A 19,252-nucleotide genomic window follows, 5' to 3' on the forward strand; every position below is an offset into this window, starting at 1 on the left:
TGTTTGATGTAGCGCAAATTAAGTTGTAAGTGAGAATTATTCAGAGAGAAAAGACTAAAACTTTTTAGGTATGTCATGAGGTTATTGACCCCATGACATACTTTTTTAGGCGAGAGTTATGAGGAGAAAACGGCCATCAGAACCGGTGCGATCAGGCTTAAGGCAAAGCCATGAACGATGGCAGCAGGCACTAATTCTAAGCCACCGCTGCGTTGTAGAACCGGCAGCGTGAAGTCCATAGATGTTGCGCCGCACAGGCCTAACGCGGATGAACGGCTGCGCTGTACCAGCGTTGGGATCATCATAATGGCAAATAATTCACGCGCCAGATCGTTAAAGAAGGCCGCGCTGCCGATCACCGGGCCAAACGCGTCGGTCATCATGATCCCTGAAAGAGAGTACCAGCCGTAGGCAGACGCAATGGCTAACCCCGTTTTTATCGGCAGACCCAGCAATAGGGCCGCGATAGCACCGCCGACCAACGCGCTCACACACACCAGCACGGCGATAATCATGCCGCGGCGGTTAAGAATGATTTGCTTGAGTGACATGCCGCTATTACGCAGCTGCAACCCGACCAGCAACAGCAGGAAGATCAGCGCATATTCACTGCCGTGAGAGGCGTAGCTGAGCCATGACCACTGTGTTAAACCGAGCGCAAAACCACCGACGACTACGCCGCACAGCTTGAGCGATTCCAGCGCCATGTGGAGACGTGAAGGGAGCTCTTCCTGTTTATGGGGCACAACCCAAGGGCGCTTTTTTTCCAGCAGCAGTAATGCAATAAGGTTGGCAGCGATGATGCAAATAAAGAATACCGAAGCATACTGAAAAATAAGCCACAGATTTTCACTGAGGTTGTCGAGAAAGGCGAGGCTGATGCCCATAAAAAACAGAATAACGTAAACCATCCAGCTAAGCAGACGGTTGATTAATACCACTAAGCTCTTTTGGCGTAGAGGGATTAGGTAGCCGAGCAGAAGCGGCACCAAGATAATGAGCAGTCCCGAGTACATGGAAAACCTAAATTGCGGAGAATAATGGCGATACGCTACCCAAAAGGGTTTGGTGAGTAAAGCTTGGCAGAGGAATTGATAAAACAAGCCGAATGGTTTGGCGTTTTACTCTTCACGATATGAATAGGCAGAAGAAAATCGGGCATCACATCTCAGTGAGTGCTTGACCAGACAGCGTTTTTTTTTCATTCTCAGATGAATGCATCCGTAAGGGAGAGTAGCAATGTATCTAGAACGGATCGAAATTGTCGGATTCAGAGGGATAAACCGCCTCTCTTTGACGCTGGATGAGAATACGGTTCTCATCGGCGAAAATGCGTGGGGGAAATCGAGCCTTTTGGATGCGCTGACGCTGTGTCTTTCACCTAACGCCGATCTCTATCACTTCGAATCGCAAGATTTCTATTTTCCTCCCGGCGATGAAGGCGCAAAAGAGCGCTATCTGCAAATTATTTTCGTCTTCTGTGAATCGGATGTGGGGCACCACAATGCGCCCCGTTATCGACCCCTTTCGTCACTTTGGCAAAATGGGGACGACCGTTTTCAACGCATCTATTTTCGTCAGGAAGGTGAGCTGTGTGACGATGGCACGGTGTGTACGTGGCGTTCTTTTCTCGATCAAAATGGCGAGCCGCTTCAACTGCATCACGTCGATAAACTTGCGCGTGAGATTGTTCGATTACATCCGGTACTGCGCCTGCGTGATGCGCGCTTTATTCGCCGACTGCGTCCGAACGTATTGGCAGAACGCCAGATCCCCGATCAGACTGAAGTGGCTCAGCAGCTAGATGACCTCACGCGTGAAATGGTGCGTAACCCGCAGAAACTGAGCAACAGCGAACTGCGTCAGGGCTTGAATGCCATGCAGTTGCTGCTGGAACACTATTTTGCTGAACAGGGACAACAGCCGCAGAACTCGCGCCGCCGCAGGCGTCATAGTGACGAAGTTCACGGGCGCCAGGCGTGGCGTTCGCTCGAAAATATGAACCAAATGGTGGCTGAATCCGGTAGCCGAAACATGCGGTTGATTTTACTCGGGCTGTTCTCGACCTTATTACAGGCTAAAGGCGCGATCACGCTCGATCCCCATGCGCGTCCGCTGCTGCTGGTGGAAGATCCTGAAACTCGCCTGCATCCGATCATGCTGTCGGTAGCGTGGGGACTGCTCAATCAGCTACCGCTGCAAAAAATCACCACCACCAACTCTGGCGAACTACTTTCGCTGGTGCCGGTTGATCGCGTATGTCGTTTGGTGCGCCAGTCAAACCGCGTGGCAACCTATCGTATTGGCCCGCAGGGAATGTCACCTGAAGATAGCCGGCGGATTGCATTTCATATTCGATTTAATCGGGCATCGACGCTGTTTGCTCGTTGCTGGCTGCTTGTTGAGGGCGAGACAGAAGTTTGGTTGCTCAATGAGCTCGCGCGCCAGTGTGGCTACCATTTCGAAACTGAAGGGATCAAAGTTATCGAGTTTGCCCAGTGCGGTATTCGCCCGCTGGTGAAATTCGCACGGCATATGGGACTAGAGTGGCACGTGCTGGTGGACGGCGACGATGCGGGGCGCAAGTATGCCGCCGCGGTACGTGCGTTGACCGAGCATGCCAAGGAGAATGAACGCGATCGTCTTACCGCATTGCCTGCGCCGGATATGGAGCATTACATGTACCGTGAGGGATTTGCGTCGGTGTATCACGATATCGCAGGCCTACCGAGCAACGTGCCGTTGTCAGCGCGTAAGGTGATTACCAAAGCGATACACCGCTCATCTAAACCCGACTTAGCTATTTCTGTGGCGGCACAAGCAGAAGTTTGGGGCAGAGATTCTGTGCCTGCGCTTATCAAGGGGATGTTTTCACGGGTGATTTGGTTGGCCCGCGGTAAGGCAGAGTAGCTAAGGCAGAGTAGCAGGATAGCCGCCATTCGTATTCAGAATGGCGGATTCTGTGTGAGATTTAGCGACTCAGTGCCGAGTGAGCTGCGGATTCCAGATCGTCTAGCAACTGATAGCGGCGACGATATTCTGCCCGTTTTTTGCTGGCGATTTCTTCCAACGATTTTCGGGCAATCGTGAGTGGCAGGCGGAAATAACCTTCCTGCGTTGTCTCTGCGCCGATTGAGAGCCAGAAGCTGTCGTAGTCTGACATCATCTTGCTGCTTTTCTTTTTGTTGTAGCGCCAGTTTTTATAGATATGGGTGTCATTGCCCACGGCTAATATCTGTTCGCATCCCACGCTGTTGGCAAATAAGCAAAGTGCCTGCATCAAAAGGCGCTTAGGAAATAAACCATGACATTCTTTGGTGGCGGTTTGAATAAGCTCATGTGGGACCGAACGTTTTGGCCCCTGTAATCCACCGACGAATAGCGTTTTTTTACCTAAATAGGTGAGCAAGGTAAAGGTGCATTCAGAAAGCATGGTGCCATCATCGTTATAAAATAATAACGACAGCTCGCCTTCCTTATTCAGACTATCAATTGGGCTGACCCCGATACGGAATAGCTGGCCGTTTTTGCCTGTCATTTCACACAGATAATAGGGTTTGGCATTATATATTTTGCGCAAAACGCTTTGCGGCAACGCGTCATCCATCATCTGGTAATGTTCGCCAATGGCTTTAACGGCATCTTGGCGCTTGAAGTGAACATTCAGATAGGGATGATGAAGCTTACACGGCAGGCGTGGCTGGGCTAAAAGCACGTCCTGACAGCTCGGGATAGCCGCAATGTTTTCCAGCAGCTTTATCGTTGTGATTGGGGCTAGCAACGTTCTGAGCGCAAATTTCACGCGGTAATTTTTCGCATGCCAAAGACGCCCCGGTTTTAAGTCTCCTTTCACGAGAGAATTAAAGAGTTGGAAACCCGTCATGGATGAATCTGCTGTGCGTTCGACGCTGATTTGAGACATACGATATACCTGATAGAACGTTGCTGTATTTAATTTCTATCAAGTAGTTAAACAGGCTAAACCTCAACGGCAATTAAATCAGCGCGCTAGGTGAACGTATTTTAAATAATTATTTGATTGTCGTTTATGATTTATTTAGTGAATGAACGCATTGAGCGACCAATTACTATTAACGTTAATTATTAGACGGTTAATTAATCATAAGCGGAAGGAGAGTGAGCTGCCCTTGAAAAAAAAGGAAATGCCACTATCTAACAAAGAGGAAGATAGCGTATTGCCATGATGAGAAGTGCTATCAAAACAATGCCAGCGCGGGGCTGGCATGGGGCAACAGTGGTTCCATCGTGCGCAGAGGGGACGTTAGGCTGTCATCTCTACTTCGATGGGAACAATGGCGTTGGCGTGGTTGCCCTTAGGGCCTTCTTGCACATTAAATTGGACCTGTTGCCCAGCCTTCAGTGTGCGGTAACCTTCCATCTGAATTGAAGAATAGTGAGCAAAAATGTCTTCGCCGCCATTCACAGGACAGATAAAGCCAAAACCTTTAGCATTATTGAACCATTTAACAGTACCCGTCTCCATGCTTATACAACCCTCGCCATGCTGTGATAAGAGATTTGCACGATTAACCCAGAGTCGTCGGCAAAGCTCGTTATGTATGTTATGAGATAAGATTGATGCCCTTTGTATTCCTCATACCGTGGGTTTTGATGAGTTCGAAACCTCGGTTGATTGCTAGGGCAGATACAGGACGTGTTCTTAAGATGTTCGATTAACGCACCCACAAGCGGTGCTGAACAGCTTAGGAACACCCCCTACGGGTGCCGAAAAGATCTGTTAATCAAGCGATTAATATCTTCAGTTTGAAACAGAGGCTTATCGGTCGAAACGGCATCGATTTGTATGAATCGTCACCAGCTTACAAATTTACACTCTAGTGTATGCCGCTAGTTCGTCAAGCAATGGCTATTTTTAACACAGTGTATTGTGATGAAAGTTTGAAGCAGATAACGCTATTTAGATGAATCGGGCGAAATTTAATCACTTAATGCAACGCAAATAACACAACTGTGAAGATTTGTGTCACAGTTAAGTCACTAGCAAGAAAGACATGTAGTTATGCGATCGTAGTCTGTATCGCATGATTGTTAACAGAGAATGGGCAGGACATGGCAAACCAAAACGACTGGCTGAATTTCGAACAATTAGCCGACAGCAAACAAATCGATGAGGTAAAACCGCCGTCAATGTATAAAGTTATACTTAACAATGACGATTACACACCGATGGAATTTGTGATTGACGTCCTGCAAAAGTTTTTTTCATATGATATTGAACGTGCAACGCAGTTGATGCTTACTGTGCATTATAAAGGAAAAGCGATTTGCGGTGTTTTCACCGCTGAGGTGGCGGAAACAAAAGTCGCTCACGTCAATCGGTATGCGCGGGAGAACGAGCATCCACTGTTGTGTACGTTAGAAAAGGCCGGTTAACGGCCGCTTAAATGGGGGAGGTGCCTATGCTCAATCAAGAACTGGAACTCAGTCTCAACATGGCGTTCGCCAGAGCGCGCGAGCATCGCCATGAGTTTATGACCGTGGAGCACCTGCTGCTGGCACTGCTTAGTAACCCTGCTGCGCGTGAAGCGCTGGAGGCTTGCTCTGTTGATCTAGCCGCTTTGCGTCAAGAACTCGAAACCTTTATTGAACAAACCACACCCACGTTACCTAACGGTGAAGCCGAACGTGATACTCAGCCTACGCTGAGTTTCCAACGCGTTCTGCAACGTGCTGTTTTCCATGTTCAGTCCTCAGGCCGCAATGAAGTCAGCGGCGCGAACGTACTGGTCGCGATTTTCAGCGAACAAGAGTCTCAGGCTGCGTATCTGCTGCGTAAGCACGACGTGAGCCGCTTGGACATCGTGAACTTCATCTCGCATGGCACACGCAAAGACGAAACTGGGCAGGCGCCAAATGCCGAAAATCCAGCACCGGAAGAGCCTGCTAGCGGTGAAGATCGTATGGAGAACTTCACCACGAACTTAAACCAGCTTGCACGCGTTGGCGGTATCGATCCGTTGATAGGCCGCGATAAAGAGCTGGAGCGTGCGATTCAGGTTTTGTGCCGTCGTCGTAAAAACAACCCGTTATTGGTTGGGGAATCCGGCGTGGGTAAAACCGCGATTGCTGAGGGACTGGCCTGGCGTATTGTGCAGGGCGACGTGCCTGAGGTGATGGCGGATTGCACCCTGTATTCACTGGATATTGGTTCGTTGCTGGCGGGTACAAAATACCGCGGCGACTTTGAGAAGCGCTTCAAAGCGTTGCTCAAACAGCTTGAGCAAGATACCGATAGCATCCTGTTCATCGATGAAATTCATACCATCATCGGTGCGGGCGCGGCATCTGGTGGGCAGGTTGATGCGGCTAACCTGATCAAACCGCTGCTGTCTAGCGGCAAGATCCGCGTGATCGGATCGACGACCTATCAAGAGTTCAGCAATATCTTTGAAAAGGATCGTGCCTTGGCGCGTCGTTTCCAGAAGATCGATATTACTGAGCCAACCCCAGATGAAACGGTACAGATCCTTAATGGTCTGAAACCAAAATATGAAGCTCACCATGACGTGCGCTATACCGCGAAAGCGATTCGCGCGGCGGTTGAGCTGTCGGTTAAATACATTAATGACCGTCATTTGCCAGATAAAGCCATTGACGTTATTGATGAAGCGGGCGCTCGTAGCCGTTTAATGCCGGTGAGCAAGCGTAAGAAAACCGTCAACGTAGCGGATATTGAATCTGTGGTTGCTCGCATTGCGCGTATTCCAGAGAAAACCGTATCAGCCAGCGATCGTGATGTGCTGAAAAGCTTAGGCGATCGTCTGAAAATGTTGGTGTTTGGACAGGATAAAGCCATCAGCGCGCTGACCGAAGCGATCAAAATGAGTCGTGCTGGTTTAGGTCAAGATCATAAGCCGGTCGGTTCGTTCTTGTTTGCAGGCCCAACGGGCGTAGGTAAAACCGAAGTCACCGTTCAATTGGCGAAAGCCTTGGATATTGAACTGCTGCGTTTTGATATGTCCGAATATATGGAACGTCATACCGTTAGCCGTTTGATTGGTGCGCCTCCGGGATACGTCGGTTTTGATCAAGGTGGTCTGCTGACGGATGCGGTGATCAAACATCCTCACGCGGTTCTGTTGCTGGATGAAATCGAAAAAGCGCATCCTGACGTCTACAACCTGCTGTTACAGGTGATGGACAACGGCACCTTAACGGATAATAACGGCCGTAAAGCCGATTTCCGTAACGTGATTTTGGTGATGACGACCAACGCCGGTGTGCGTGAAACTCAGCGTAAATCAATTGGTTTTGCGCAGCAGGATAACAGCACCGACGCGATGGAAGAGATCAAGAAGGTGTTCACACCAGAATTCCGTAACCGTCTGGATAACATCATTTGGTTCAACCATCTGTCGACTGACATTATTCAGCAGGTGGTGGATAAGTTCATCGTCGAACTGCAGGCTCAGCTAGATGCTAAAGGCGTTTCGTTGGAAGTGAGCGAAGCAGCGCGCTTGTGGCTGGCAGAGAAAGGCTACGATCACGCGATGGGCGCTCGTCCTATGGTACGTGTGGTGCAGGAAAATCTGAAAAAACCGTTGGCGAACGAACTTCTGTTTGGTTCGCTGGTGGACGGTGGCTCAGTCACTGTTGATTTGAGCGAAGATAAGCAGCAGTTAACGTATGAATTTTGCAGCGCACAGAAGCGTAAAGCTGAAGACGCCCTGCATTAACCAACGTTGAAAAAGTAAAAGAAAAGAGCGCCAAAAGGCGCTCTTTTTTTATGGCTGAAATTTAAGTTTTCAGCTAACTCTCAGTGATATTCATGTGTCTCGTCAGACCGTCATATCACCGCGAGTATAATTTATGCCGCAGATGCGTGAACGCAGGTGCGCAGGGTGAGCCTATCAGCGGCTACGGAAGACAATGCGGCCTTTGCTCAGGTCGTACGGGGTCAGCTCTACAGTGACTTTGTCGCCCGTCAGAATGCGGATGTAGTTTTTACGCATTTTACCGGAGATGTGAGCGGTAACGACGTGTCCGTTTTCTAATTCAACGCGGAACATCGTGTTTGGTAACGTATCAAGTACGGTACCTTGCATTTCAATATTGTCTTCTTTGGCCATCGAATCCTCTAGGTATGAGTACCATATTTTTTAATCGGCAAGATAATGCCGAAAAACCCCGATTATGTAAAGGAGTGTCGGTGGTTCTTCATCCATTACGGGCAATTTTGATGGGGTTTTATCGCAAACTCGCGTGAAATAATAGTTTGGGGTTTCCAGCAGGCGGGATTAATTACCTTATTCTGGTCAATCCGTAAGTGGTGTAAATAATCACTGCGCGGGATATTACGCGCACCTAACGACTTAGTGTGCGCGTTAAGCACCTGACAGTCAATTAATGTTCCGCCAAACGACACAAAATGCTCACAAAACGCAATCAGAGCCGTTTTGGAAGCGTTTGTGGCGCGGCTGAACATCGACTCGCCGCAAAAGAGAGAGCCTTGTAACACGCCATACAGGCCGCCTACGAGCCTATTTCCCTGCCAGACTTCAACGGAGTGCGCATGGCCCTGCTCGTGCAGCTTTAAATAAGCTTGCTGCACGTCTTCGCCAATCCATGTACCTTCTTCGCGTTGATCGGCGCATTCACGAATAACATCGGCAAACGCCTGATTAATCGTGACTTCAAAATCGTGCTTACGTAAAAATTTCGCCATGCTACGGCTAATGTGCAACTCATGCGGGAATAAAACCGCACGGGGATCGGGCGACCACCAGAGGATGATATCCCCCGGTGTGAACCACGGGAAGATCCCCGCACCGTAGGCGGCAAGTAGACGGGCAGGGCGTAAATCCCCACCAATGGCCAGCAGCCCGTTCGGTTCACGCAGTGCGAGATCCGTTGGGGGAAATAACGTTGATTGCCGATCCAGTTGCATGATGCGCATCAAAATATTCCAATCTGAATGAAAAACATCATTGGCCTGTTAATTATTACCCGTATTAACTATAGCCGCTGGCACAGCTGATAATATCGGCCTTTTTCGTCAAGAAGTTTAGCGTGATGCCCTTGTTCGACGATCTGGCCATTTTCCATCACGCAGACCCGATCCATTTTATCCAAGCCTTGCAGGCGATGAGTAATTAAGATCAGTGTTTTGTGCTGGCAGTGCTGCATGATCAGCTCAAGGATTTGCTTCTCTGTGTCGGCGTCTAAGCCTTCAGTAGGCTCATCCAATAGCAGCAGCGGTGAGCGATGTAGCAGCGCACGAGCAATACCTAAGCGACGCTGTTCGCCGCCTGAAAGCGGTCGACCGCCGTCGCCGAGCCATGCATTTAGCCCTGTATCTTCAAGCAATTTGCCTAAGCCTACCTGTTCCAATACGGTTTTTAGCTCCAGGTCGGTCGCTTGGTCATTGGCGATTTTTAAATTATCACGCAGCGTTGAGCTGAAAACATGTACGCGCTGGCTGACGACGCCAGTAGCTTGTCGCAGCGTTGCTTCATCAAAGGCAGGTAGCGGCATGTCATTCAGGCGAATTTCGCCCTGAGAGCAGTCCCATGCGCGTGTTATCAGCTGTAACAGGGTCGATTTGCCACAGCCGGTACGTCCGAGCAGGGCGATTTTCTCTCCAGGCTGCACCGAAAGGGAAATATCGTTAAGTACTGAAACCGGCTGATTTGGATAGCTGAAGCTAACGTGGTCAATGTTAACGGCAATCTGTTCGCTCAGTGCGGGGCCTGATAGAGGGAATGTCACCTCGGGTTTTTGGTCAATCATTTGCGCTACGCGGGTTGCTGATGCGGTGACCTGTCCCAAATGCTGGAAGGCGCCAGCAACCGGAGCTAAGGCTTCAAAAGCGGCCAGAGAGGAGAAGACAAACAGCGCTATCAGCGCACCTGGCTGGGCATAGTTCCCAACGCCACCGGCGGCGAGCCAGAGCATTAAGGTGAAAGTGAGCCCCGATGCCAAAATCATCAAAGCCTGCGCGGCACCGGTTAAAGACGCTTGTTTCTGCTGTTGCTGTTGCCAGTCGCGCTCTTTGGCGTCTAGCGCCTGACGGAAACGATCGGCAGCGCCGTAGATGGCGAGTTCTGCTTGCCCTGCAATCCACGTAATTAATAAAGTGCGGTAGTCGGCACGGAGTTCAGTGAGCGCAATCCCAACGGGCTTTCCTGCTTGATAAAAACCTAGCGGCAAGCAAAACAGCAGCAACAACATGATGCCGCCCAGCGTGATTGCTAGCGTAGGATCGAACCAAGATAAACCGGCCGTAACGACCACGATCACCACGATGGCGCTAATCAGCGGAGATATTACGCGGAGATAGAGATGATCAAGTGTGTCTACGTCAGCAACCAAACGGTTGAGTAACTCCGCCTGACGAAAACGCGCAATGGCTCCCGGCGACAGCGGCAGTATTTTACTAAAGGTGAATACGCGCAGATGGGAAAGCACGCGAAACGTTGCATCATGGCTGACAACGCGCTCGGCGTAGCGCCCTGCGGTACGGATAATCGCCGCTCCGCGTACGCCAGCGGCTGGCAGCATATAGTTAAACGTCATCAGCCCCGCAAGACCAGCCAGCGCCGATGCAGCAAGGAACCAGCCCGAAAGCATCAAAAGCCCAATGCTGGCGAGAAGGGTAACGATAGCCAGAACTACGCCCAGTGAGATGAGGAACCAGTGGCGACGATAGAGTGCTAAAAACGGCAATAGTACGCGCATGGTTATAGCTCCTTACTACGGGTTGCAAGCAGATCGGCAAAAGGCCCTTTTTGCTGGCTGAGTTCGGCATAAGCGCCGCGCTGAACCAGCTTGCCATTATCCATCACCCAAATTTGGTCGTAGGTACTCACATCATCTAACTGATGAGTCACCATCAGCGTGGTTTGCTGATGTGACGCTTCAGACAATGCCTGCATGACAAGCTGCTCGCTGTGCGCATCCAAACTGGCGGTGGGTTCATCTAACAACAAAAGGCGGCATGGACGAAGCAGGGCGCGCGCTACGGCGACACGCTGTGCTTGGCCGACCGAAAGGCGAGCGGCACCCTCACCGATTTCTGTATCAACGCCAGCGTTTAGCAGAGGTAAAAACTCGGTGACATGTGCACGTTCTAACGCGGTGGCTAGTTGAGCGTCAGTAGCCTGAGGAGCGCCCAGCAGCACATTAGCGCGCAGCGTGGTTTCTGGCAGATTGGGGTTTTGCCCAACCCAGCCAAGGAGCTGACGCCAGCTCGCTGGCGCTAATTCACGTAGCTCTTTTCCATCAACTAAGAGGGAACCGCGGTAGGGTAGGAAGCCGAGCAACACGTTAATCAACGAACTTTTCCCTGCGCCGCTAAAGCCTACCAGCGCAATTCTCTGCCCCGCCTCAATGCTGAACGTCAGTGGCCCAGCCAGCACTTTTCCCTGTGGAGATAATACTTCCAACTCTGAGGCCACAATGCTAACGGGATGCGTACCTGTTAACTGCTCTTTGCCTTGGCCCTGCGTTGGGCTTTCTGCATCTTCCGCTAAAAAAGTCACCAGAGATTCCGCCGCGCCCACGGCCTGCGCTTTCGCGTGGTAAAAAGTGCCTAAATCACGCAGCGGTTGGAAGAATTCTGGCGCCAGAATAAGCACCAGAAAACCAGCAAAAAGCGTCACGCTGGTGCCATAGCTACCAAAATTGAGTTCACCCAGATAGGAAAAACCAAAATAGACTGCTACCACGGCGATTGAGATGGAGGTAAAGAACTCAAGCACCGCAGAGGAAAGAAATGCCATACGCAGCACTTCCATAGTGCGGCTGCGAAAATCTTCCGATGAACGGCGGATATTGTCGGTTTCGGCGGCGGCGCGGTTAAACAGGCGTAGCGTATCTAGTCCACGTAAGCGGTCGAGGAAGTTGCCGCTTAAACGTCCTAATGCCAAGAAGTTTCGGCGGTTAGCATCGGCGGCACCCATACCAACCAGCGCCATAAACAGCGGGATCAGCGGCGCGGTAACCAGCAGGATCATGCCTGCGGCCCAGTTAATCGGGAATACGGTGATCAGAATCAACAGCGGGATCATGGTTGCCAGATACATCTGCGGCAAATAGCGAGAGTAAAACTCCTGCATGTCTTCAATTTGTTCAAGAATTAACGTTGCCCAATGTCCGGCTGGTTTTCCTTGTATCCAAGCAGGGCCCAGTTCATCGAGCCGATTGAGCACCAAGTTTCTAATTTGAACTCGTACCACTTGGCCACACTTAAAACCAACGCGTTCACGCAGCCAGCTTAAGGCTGAACGTAGCACAATGGCGGCGATCAATAGGCCAAAAGGCAGCAGGAGAGATTGGCGCGGTACCTGCTCAATGATCAAATCATGCAGCAGTTTCGCTAAGATCCACGACTGAGCGACGATCAGAAGTCCGGATATCAAACCGAGGATCATAGAAATTCGAAGCCAACGGCGAGCAAGCGAACTGCGCTGTTTGAGCCATTGGGTTAATTCGCGTTGTCTGTTTTTATTCATGTGTTGCGATGGTTTCTAAAGCAGATGAAGCGTCGAAAAGAGTGCTGATGGCCGGCCTATTTTATCTTTACTCACCGGTTCACGCGTAAGCGCTGATATTACAACGGCCTGCGGGGACATGAAACCAAAGGAAGGTAAATTCTGTTAACAACTGTGGGGGAGTTCAGATAACAAGTGACAATTTGAGCACAAATAGGTGAAAAAACACGGTGGCTACTAAAAAGTAAGGGCCACCGAAGTAGCCCTTATGATTTAAATCGAGAGTGATTTACTGATTGGCGGCAGACAGCCCATCCAAATAACGCTCTGCATCAAGCGCCGCCATGCAGCCAGTGCCCGCTGAGGTAATGGCCTGACGATAGATGTGGTCCATGACGTCACCCGCGGCGAAAACGCCGGGAATGCTGGTTTGGGTGGCGTTGCCACTCAGGCCAGATTGAACCTTGATATAGCCGTTTTCCAGCGCGAGCTGGCCATCAAAAATGGCCGTGTTTGGTTTGTGGCCGATAGCCACAAACAAACCTGTCACACTCAGCTCTTCAACGGTATCGCTGTCGGTCGCTTTTAAACGTAACCCGTTTACGCCCATGGCATCGCCTTGAACTTCATCAAGCGTGCGGTTGGTGTGCAGCACAATGTTGCCGCTCGCAACTTTATCCATCATGCGTCCAATCAAGATTTTTTCGGCGCGGAATGTATCACGACGATGTATCAAGTGAACCTTGGAGGCGATGTTAGATAAATAAAGTGCTTCTTCAACCGCAGTATTGCCGCCGCCGATCACCGCAACTTCTTGTTGGCGATAGAAGAAACCATCGCAGGTCGCACAGGCAGATACGCCACGGCCTTTGAACTCTTCTTCAGAAGGCAGGCCGAGATATTGCGCGGAAGCGCCAGTTGCAATAATCAGTGCGTCACAGGTGTATTCCTGAGAATCGCCAAACAGGCGGAATGGACGGTTCTGCAAATCGACGCGCTGGATGTGGTCGAAAATAATCTCGGTATTAAATTTGGCCGCGTGCTCATGCATACGTTCCATCAGCAGAGGACCGGTGAGCCCTTCGGGATCGCCTGGCCAGTTTTCGACTTCTGTCGTGGTGGTGAGCTGACCGCCTTTTTCAACGCCGGTAATTAATACTGGGTTCAAGTTAGCGCGTGCCGCGTAGACCGCCGCTGTATATCCCGCAGGGCCTGAGCCCAAGATCAGGAGTTTGCTGTGTTTGACTGTGCCCATGAATTCCTCTTTTCCAATTTTACCGGACAATAACTCGATTGTAGGGAAGTTAGCGCCTGAAAAAAAGCGTGCAAAAAAAATGTTATCAATTTGTTTGATAGTGGCTAGCTATCGATTAGTAAAAATCATGGCAGCAGATTATTTTTTTTAAACCTATTCCGATAACATTCTTGCCGAGAAAGCCCCCTAATAGCGCTTCTTAGCGACGCTTATTCGTCTGTTTTGACGGTTTATTTTGTTGTCGCCTCGAAAGTCTTCTTTAGAATAGTTGGCATGTTCGTCTGATTTTGCTTCTTTTGCTTTGACAATCGCCTGTGCATTTGCGAAAACATGGATGTAGGGAAGAACTTGTCTTTGGTTTTTGTGGCTTGAAAGGCATTTAGCAGAATTTTTATCTGCTTGAAGGCAACAAATAGCCTATTGAACTAAAACAGCGCTTTCTTCTCCTGATGTAAGAAATACCGCGTATACGAAAAGAAATGTGTAGTGCTTAGATTGGCTTCAATGAGTGGCGTTAGGGATCGTGGTCTTACGATGAACCTCTATGTGCATTGATTTGGAATCAGAGCAAAGCAATTATGCGAGCCCTCGCATGTGAATTAAGTGCAATCTGCGAAAACAGATGAAGTTGAAAGCTAGCTTCGGCGGATTTATCCGGTTGTTTTCGTCATCATAAGCAATGGGAATTGCTGATTGACTGCAGGCATGGGGTTTTCGTTTGGGACAAATCCTTAACAAATTGAACTTGTTGAGGGGATGGCGAGCAGGGAAGGATATAAGAGAGACAATAAGATGGCAGACAATAAAAAGCGCCCCGGTAAAGATCTCGACCGTATCGACCGTAACATCCTGAATGAGTTGCAGAAGGATGGACGAATTTCGAACGTTGAGCTTTCAAAGCGAGTTGGTTTATCACCAACTCCATGTTTAGAACGTGTGCGTCGCCTTGAGCGTCAGGGTTTTATTCAAGGTTACACTGCGTTATTGAACCCGCACTATCTGGATGCATCCTTACTGGTATTTGTAGAAATTACCTTGAATCGTGGAGCGCCAGATGTGTTTGAACAGTTCAATACGGCTGTTCAGAAACTGGAAGAAATTCAGGAGTGTCATTTAGTTTCAGGCGATTTCGACTATCTGTTGAAAACGCGTGTGCCTGACATGTCCGCTTATCGTAAATTGCTTGGTGAAACGCTGTTACGCCTGCCTGGCGTTAATGACACCCGTACCTATGTGGTTATGGAAGAAGTCAAACAGAGCAATCGCTTGGTTATCAAAACACGATAACGGTAGCAGGTGCAAAACCTGATTAATTTGGTTACACTCCTGTGTATCTATACAGTTTCAACGCCGAGGGTAGACTCTCTCGGCGTTGTTATTGGTATGAGTTCTACTGAAATATAATATTACGTGGCAATGCGTTGTTCTAAAGCGGCAATAGGCAATAATAGTGCTATGGTGAAAAACAGGAACCTGGAGAGCCTTTCTTGAGCCAGGAATACACAGAAGAGAAGGACGTTACTCTCAAACGAATGAGCAGTGGACGTCGGTTATACGAGGCGTTACTCATCGTAGTAGCGTTGTTTTCTATTTATCTTATGGTTTCGTTGCTGAGTTTTGACCCCTCGGATCCGAGTTGGTCACAAACGGCATGGCACGAGCCTATCAATAATATCGGCGGCGGCGCAGGAGCATGGCTGGCTGATACTTTATTCTTTGTTTTCGGAGTGATGGGTTACGCCATTCCTCCCGTCATTATCGTTCTGTGCTGGTTTGCGTATCGCAAACGCGACGATAGTGGCTATGTCGATTATTTCTCTATTTCGCTCAAGCTTATCGGTATGTTGGCATTGGTGCTGGCATCGTGTGGCTTAGCGTCGCTGAACGTCGACGACCTTTACTATTTCGCCTCAGGCGGCGTGATTGGTAGCCTTCTCGCGAATGGTGTTATTCCTTTGCTGGGTAGCGTGGGCGGAACACTGCTTCTGCTGGGCGTTTGGGCGGTGGGTCTGACGCTGTTTACCGGCTGGTCTTGGCTGACGATTGCTGAAAAAATCGGTGGTGTTCTTCTCGGTGGCATGACGTTTATGAGTAATCGTTCTCGCCGCGATCGAGATGATGACTACGACTATGAAGACGATAGCCGAGAAGTGGCCACTGCCGAGCGTGAACGTTCAGAAGGTGAGGGCGCAGATGATGTGTTGCTTAATACCTCCGCCGTTGAGGACGATGACGATATTCTCTTGGCTAAACCAGTAAAACAGCCTGTTGAAGTGCCTGTTGCTGATGTCGATGCAGAAGACGACGATCCTTTGTTGGGTAAACTCCGTCCGCTGCACGAAGCTGAAAGCTCGCTAAATGATATAGCTCAGCCAGCGGTTACACCGACGATGGCGCCAACTGCCGCTGTTTCTGCCGTTGGGGCTGCGGTTGCCGCCGCTCAGCCGGTGGCTTCTGCTGCAACTCAGCCGATGACTTTCAGTGCTTCAGAACCAGAGCCTGTAGCAGAAGTTAAGCCGAGCATGCCTCCGCTTTACTCCTTTGAAGTGCCCGAAGATAGACCGTCTAACGTGGCTAATCACTCATCGCGCCCAACGCGTTCTGCTTGGGATGATGACGGTCCACGTATTGGTAGTTTTGAGCCTGAAACTCCTGCATCACAAACAGGGACATCTTCATCGGGGATGAATTTCTCCGCCTCGCATTTTGATCGTGATGAGTCGCCTGCGACGCCATATATTAATCCTGGCCTATCGTCGGATACGGTTCCGTTTGGCGCGGCCTCGCGTAACGATGTTGTTCCTGCAACCGTATCAACGGCTGCTGCCGCGGGCTCGATGTTTATGCCTGCGTTTAGCGCAACCGAAGACAGCAGCTTGCAGGTGAAACAGGGTGTTGGACCTGAATTGCCGCGTCCGAATCCTGTGCGTATCCCAACGCGGCGTGAGTTAGCTTCCTTGGGCATTAAACTTCCTTCACAGCGAATGGCTGAAGAGCAGGCGAAGAAAGAAGCCGAAGCTCTACGCCAGCAAATGGAAGCATCTCCATCTCCAGAGCCGGAGCAAAGCATTACTCAGCCGATGGATGAGGAAAGCCTTGCCCTACGTCAGGCCTTTGCTGAACGACAGCAGCAGCGCTACGGTGAGCAACAGTATGCGCATCAGGCAGAAGATGAACAGGCCGCTGAAATGGCACGGTTGCAGAGCGAGTTTTCTGTTCAGCAACAGCAACGTTATCAGTCACAGCCTGTCGCAGATGACCATGCATCAGCATTAAGCGGCGTGACCGCCTCGCGCAATGACCTGATGGACTTCTCTCCGGCGAAGGCGTTGAGCGAAGCAGCGGCTTCTAACCCTAATGCTTTCAGCTTTACCCCGGTTTCAGACTTAGTGGATGATGGCCCTTCTGAGCCGTTATTTACTATTACGCCTGAGCAGGAAGAGAGCGCTGCGCGTGAAGATGATGCGTACGATGTTCCGTTTGGTCGCTACGATGAGCCAGAACAGCCAGAACAGCCAGTGCAGTATGCTCCGCGTCAGCAAGATCCTCGCTTTGCACCTGTGCAACAGCAGCCAGCTGCGCCGCAAGCACCTCAGCCTCAATATGGTCAGCATAATAATAGTCAGCATAATAGCCAGCCAGCGCCGAGCGTGCAGCAACCTGTCGCGCCACAGTATGCAGCTCAAACTGCGGCAGTGCAGCAGCCTATAGCTCAACAGCCAGCTGGCCAGCATCCCGCTATGGATGGTTTAATTCACCCATTCTTGATGCGTGGTCATGAGCAGCCGCTGGAAAAACCAACTACGCCGTTGCCAACGTTGGATCTGTTGACTGAACCTCCTTCAAACTCCGAACCTGTGGACATGTTTGCGCTAGAACAGGTGGGGAATTTAGTCGAGTCACGTTTGGCGGATTATCGAGTTAAAGCCGAAGTGGTTGGGATCTCGCCGGGCCCAGTGATCACCCGTTTTGAGTTAGATTTAGCGCCAGGCGTTAAAGCGGCGCGAATTTCTAACCTGTCGCGTGACTTGGCGCGTTCACTGTCTGCGGTTGCCGTGCGCGTGGTGGAAGTTATTCCGGGTAAGCCTTATGTTGGATTGGAGTTGCCAAACAAGCATCGCCAAACGGTTTATCTACGAGAGGTTTTGGACTGCACCAAGTTCCGTGAAAGTCCATCTCCACTGACCATCGTGCTGGGTAAAGATATTGCCGGTCAGCCGGTGATTGCCGATCTAGCAAAAATGCCTCACCTGTTGGTGGCTGGTACCACCGGCTCCGGTAAATCAGTTGGCGTAAACGCCATGATCCTCAGCATGCTGTATAAGGCGACGCCGGATGAAGTTCGCTTCATCATGATTGACCCTAAAATGCTGGAGCTTTCGGTTTACGAAGGCATTCCACATCTGCTGACCGAAGTGGTCACCGACATGAAAGACGCAGCCAATGCGCTACGTTGGTGTGTGGGTGAGATGGAACGTCGCTATAAGCTGATGTCGGCATTAGGCGTGCGTAACCTTGCAGGCTACAACGAGCGCGTTGAACAGGCGATTGCCATGGGGCGTCCAATTCCAGACCCGTTCTGGAAACCGGGTGACAGCATGGATATGACACCACCGGTATTGGAAAAACTGCCTTACATCGTGGTGTTAGTCGATGAGTTTGCCGATCTGATGATGGCCGTCGGTAAAAAAGTGGAAGAGTTGATTGCACGCTTAGCTCAAAAAGCGCGTGCGGCGGGTATCCATTTGGTACTGGCGACTCAGCGTCCATCGGTTGACGTTATCACTGGCTTGATTAAGGCGAACATTCCAACGCGTATCGCGTTTACCGTTTCGAGCAAAATCGACTCCCGTACTATCCTTGACCAAGGCGGTGCGGAATCGTTGCTGGGGATGGGTGATATGCTGTATATGCCGCCTAACTCGTCAATGCCGGTTCGTGTGCATGGCGCATTCGTTCGCGATGAGGAAGTGCATGCGGTGGTTCAGGATTGGAAAGCGCGTGGACGTCCACAGTTTATCGATAGCATCCTGAGTTCTTCTGAAGAGGGCGAAGGTGGATTTGGGTTAGATAGCGACGAAGAACTTGATCCGCTATTTGACCAAGCCGTTGCTTTCGTGGTGGATAAGCGTCGAGCGTCAATTTCAGGCGTTCAACGTCAGTTCCGTATCGGTTACAACCGCGCTGCGCGTATCGTTGAGCAGATGGAAGCTCAGGGGATCGTGAGCTCACCGGGTAATAATGGTAACCGCGAGGTACTAGCGCCGCCATCGCATGATATGTAATTTCGTCATTGCATGATGTCATGTTTGCGGGCGGTGATTTCACCGCCCGTTTTATTTATCGATGAGATGCAAAAATAGACGAATGTCTGTCAGCGAAAAGATGTGTAAATCACGGTCATTCAGAATGTTACCGATGATAACTCCATGTCTATTGGCTAAAGTTAGCGTATTATATTGTTCAATATAAAGCGTGGTGTAACGGCTAGCGTGCCGTTGACCAGATGATAAAAATCAGCCGA

Annotated in this window: 13 protein-coding genes; 5 read left to right on the forward strand and 8 right to left on the reverse strand. The window is 50.2% G+C overall.

The genetic code is table 11. The features are described from left to right. Positions 1-116 precede the first annotated feature (116 nt). The gene (locus RSC70_RS07105) at positions 117-1,016 is read right to left on the reverse strand and encodes a lysine exporter LysO family protein (protein WP_040045885.1); all 900 of its coding nucleotides are present in this window, start codon (positions 1,014-1,016) and stop codon (positions 117-119) included. 223 nt (positions 1,017-1,239) lie between these two features. Between RSC70_RS07105 and RSC70_RS07110 the strand changes: the two genes are divergently transcribed. Then, a complete protein-coding gene (locus RSC70_RS07110; protein WP_040045886.1) occupies positions 1,240-2,910 on the forward strand; it encodes an ATP-dependent endonuclease in 1,671 nt (556 codons plus the stop codon). A gap of 61 nt (positions 2,911-2,971) precedes the next feature. Here the strand turns inward: RSC70_RS07110 and RSC70_RS07115 are convergent, their stop codons facing one another. Together RSC70_RS07115 and cspD are read right to left on the reverse strand one after the other, a co-directional pair. Continuing rightward, positions 2,972-3,922, reverse strand: a complete 951-nt coding sequence (locus RSC70_RS07115; RefSeq protein ID WP_130997786.1) for a VirK/YbjX family protein — start codon at positions 3,920-3,922, stop codon at positions 2,972-2,974. Between the two features lie 360 nt (positions 3,923-4,282). Then, positions 4,283-4,504, reverse strand: a complete 222-nt coding sequence (cspD, locus tag RSC70_RS07120; RefSeq protein WP_025800942.1) for a cold shock-like protein CspD — start codon at positions 4,502-4,504, stop codon at positions 4,283-4,285. A gap of 587 nt (positions 4,505-5,091) precedes the next feature. Between cspD and clpS the strand changes: the two genes are divergently transcribed. Both clpS and clpA read left to right on the forward strand, forming a co-directional pair. Continuing rightward, positions 5,092-5,415 carry an ATP-dependent Clp protease adapter ClpS gene (gene clpS / locus RSC70_RS07125; RefSeq protein ID WP_004095820.1) on the forward strand — a complete coding sequence of 108 codons (324 nt, stop codon included), beginning with the start codon at positions 5,092-5,094 and terminating at the stop codon, positions 5,413-5,415. Between the two features lie 26 nt (positions 5,416-5,441). After that, entirely contained in the window at positions 5,442-7,718 is a 2,277-nt protein-coding gene (gene clpA / locus RSC70_RS07130) for an ATP-dependent Clp protease ATP-binding subunit ClpA (RefSeq protein ID WP_332542105.1), read from the forward strand. A gap of 174 nt (positions 7,719-7,892) precedes the next feature. On the opposite strand, the gene infA is transcribed toward clpA, so the two are convergent. The 5 genes from infA to trxB form a co-directional block, all read right to left on the reverse strand. After that, positions 7,893-8,111 carry a translation initiation factor IF-1 gene (infA, locus tag RSC70_RS07135; protein WP_002211347.1) on the reverse strand — a complete coding sequence of 73 codons (219 nt, stop codon included), beginning with the start codon at positions 8,109-8,111 and terminating at the stop codon, positions 7,893-7,895. 95 nt (positions 8,112-8,206) lie between these two features. Next, complete coding sequence (gene aat, locus RSC70_RS07140; protein WP_332542106.1) at positions 8,207-8,938, reverse strand: leucyl/phenylalanyl-tRNA--protein transferase; 732 nt, start codon at positions 8,936-8,938, stop codon at positions 8,207-8,209. Between the two features lie 59 nt (positions 8,939-8,997). After that, complete coding sequence (cydC, locus tag RSC70_RS07145; RefSeq protein WP_282814875.1) at positions 8,998-10,719, reverse strand: heme ABC transporter ATP-binding protein/permease CydC; 1,722 nt, start codon at positions 10,717-10,719, stop codon at positions 8,998-9,000. Positions 10,720-10,721: 2 nt separating this feature from the next. Next, positions 10,722-12,494: a heme ABC transporter permease/ATP-binding protein CydD gene (gene cydD, locus RSC70_RS07150; protein WP_130997783.1), complete on the reverse strand. Its 1,773-nt coding sequence runs from the start codon at positions 12,492-12,494 to the stop codon at positions 10,722-10,724. Positions 12,495-12,762: 268 nt separating this feature from the next. Continuing rightward, positions 12,763-13,728, reverse strand: coding sequence for a thioredoxin-disulfide reductase (trxB, locus tag RSC70_RS07155; protein WP_040045891.1), 966 nt, complete (start codon positions 13,726-13,728; stop codon positions 12,763-12,765). A 792-nt stretch (positions 13,729-14,520) separates the two neighbouring features. Between trxB and lrp the strand changes: the two genes are divergently transcribed. Together lrp and RSC70_RS07165 are read left to right on the forward strand one after the other, a co-directional pair. Further along, entirely contained in the window at positions 14,521-15,015 is a 495-nt protein-coding gene (gene lrp / locus RSC70_RS07160; RefSeq protein ID WP_008812989.1) for a leucine-responsive transcriptional regulator Lrp, read from the forward strand. 200 nt (positions 15,016-15,215) lie between these two features. After that, positions 15,216-19,013, forward strand: coding sequence for a DNA translocase FtsK 4TM domain-containing protein (locus tag RSC70_RS07165; RefSeq protein ID WP_332542107.1), 3,798 nt, complete (start codon positions 15,216-15,218; stop codon positions 19,011-19,013). Positions 19,014-19,252: the final 239 nt, after the last annotated feature.

Origin of the sequence: Hafnia sp. (assembly GCF_036648275.1) — a bacterium.
Taxonomy (GTDB): Bacteria; Pseudomonadota; Gammaproteobacteria; order Enterobacterales; family Enterobacteriaceae; genus Hafnia; species Hafnia alvei.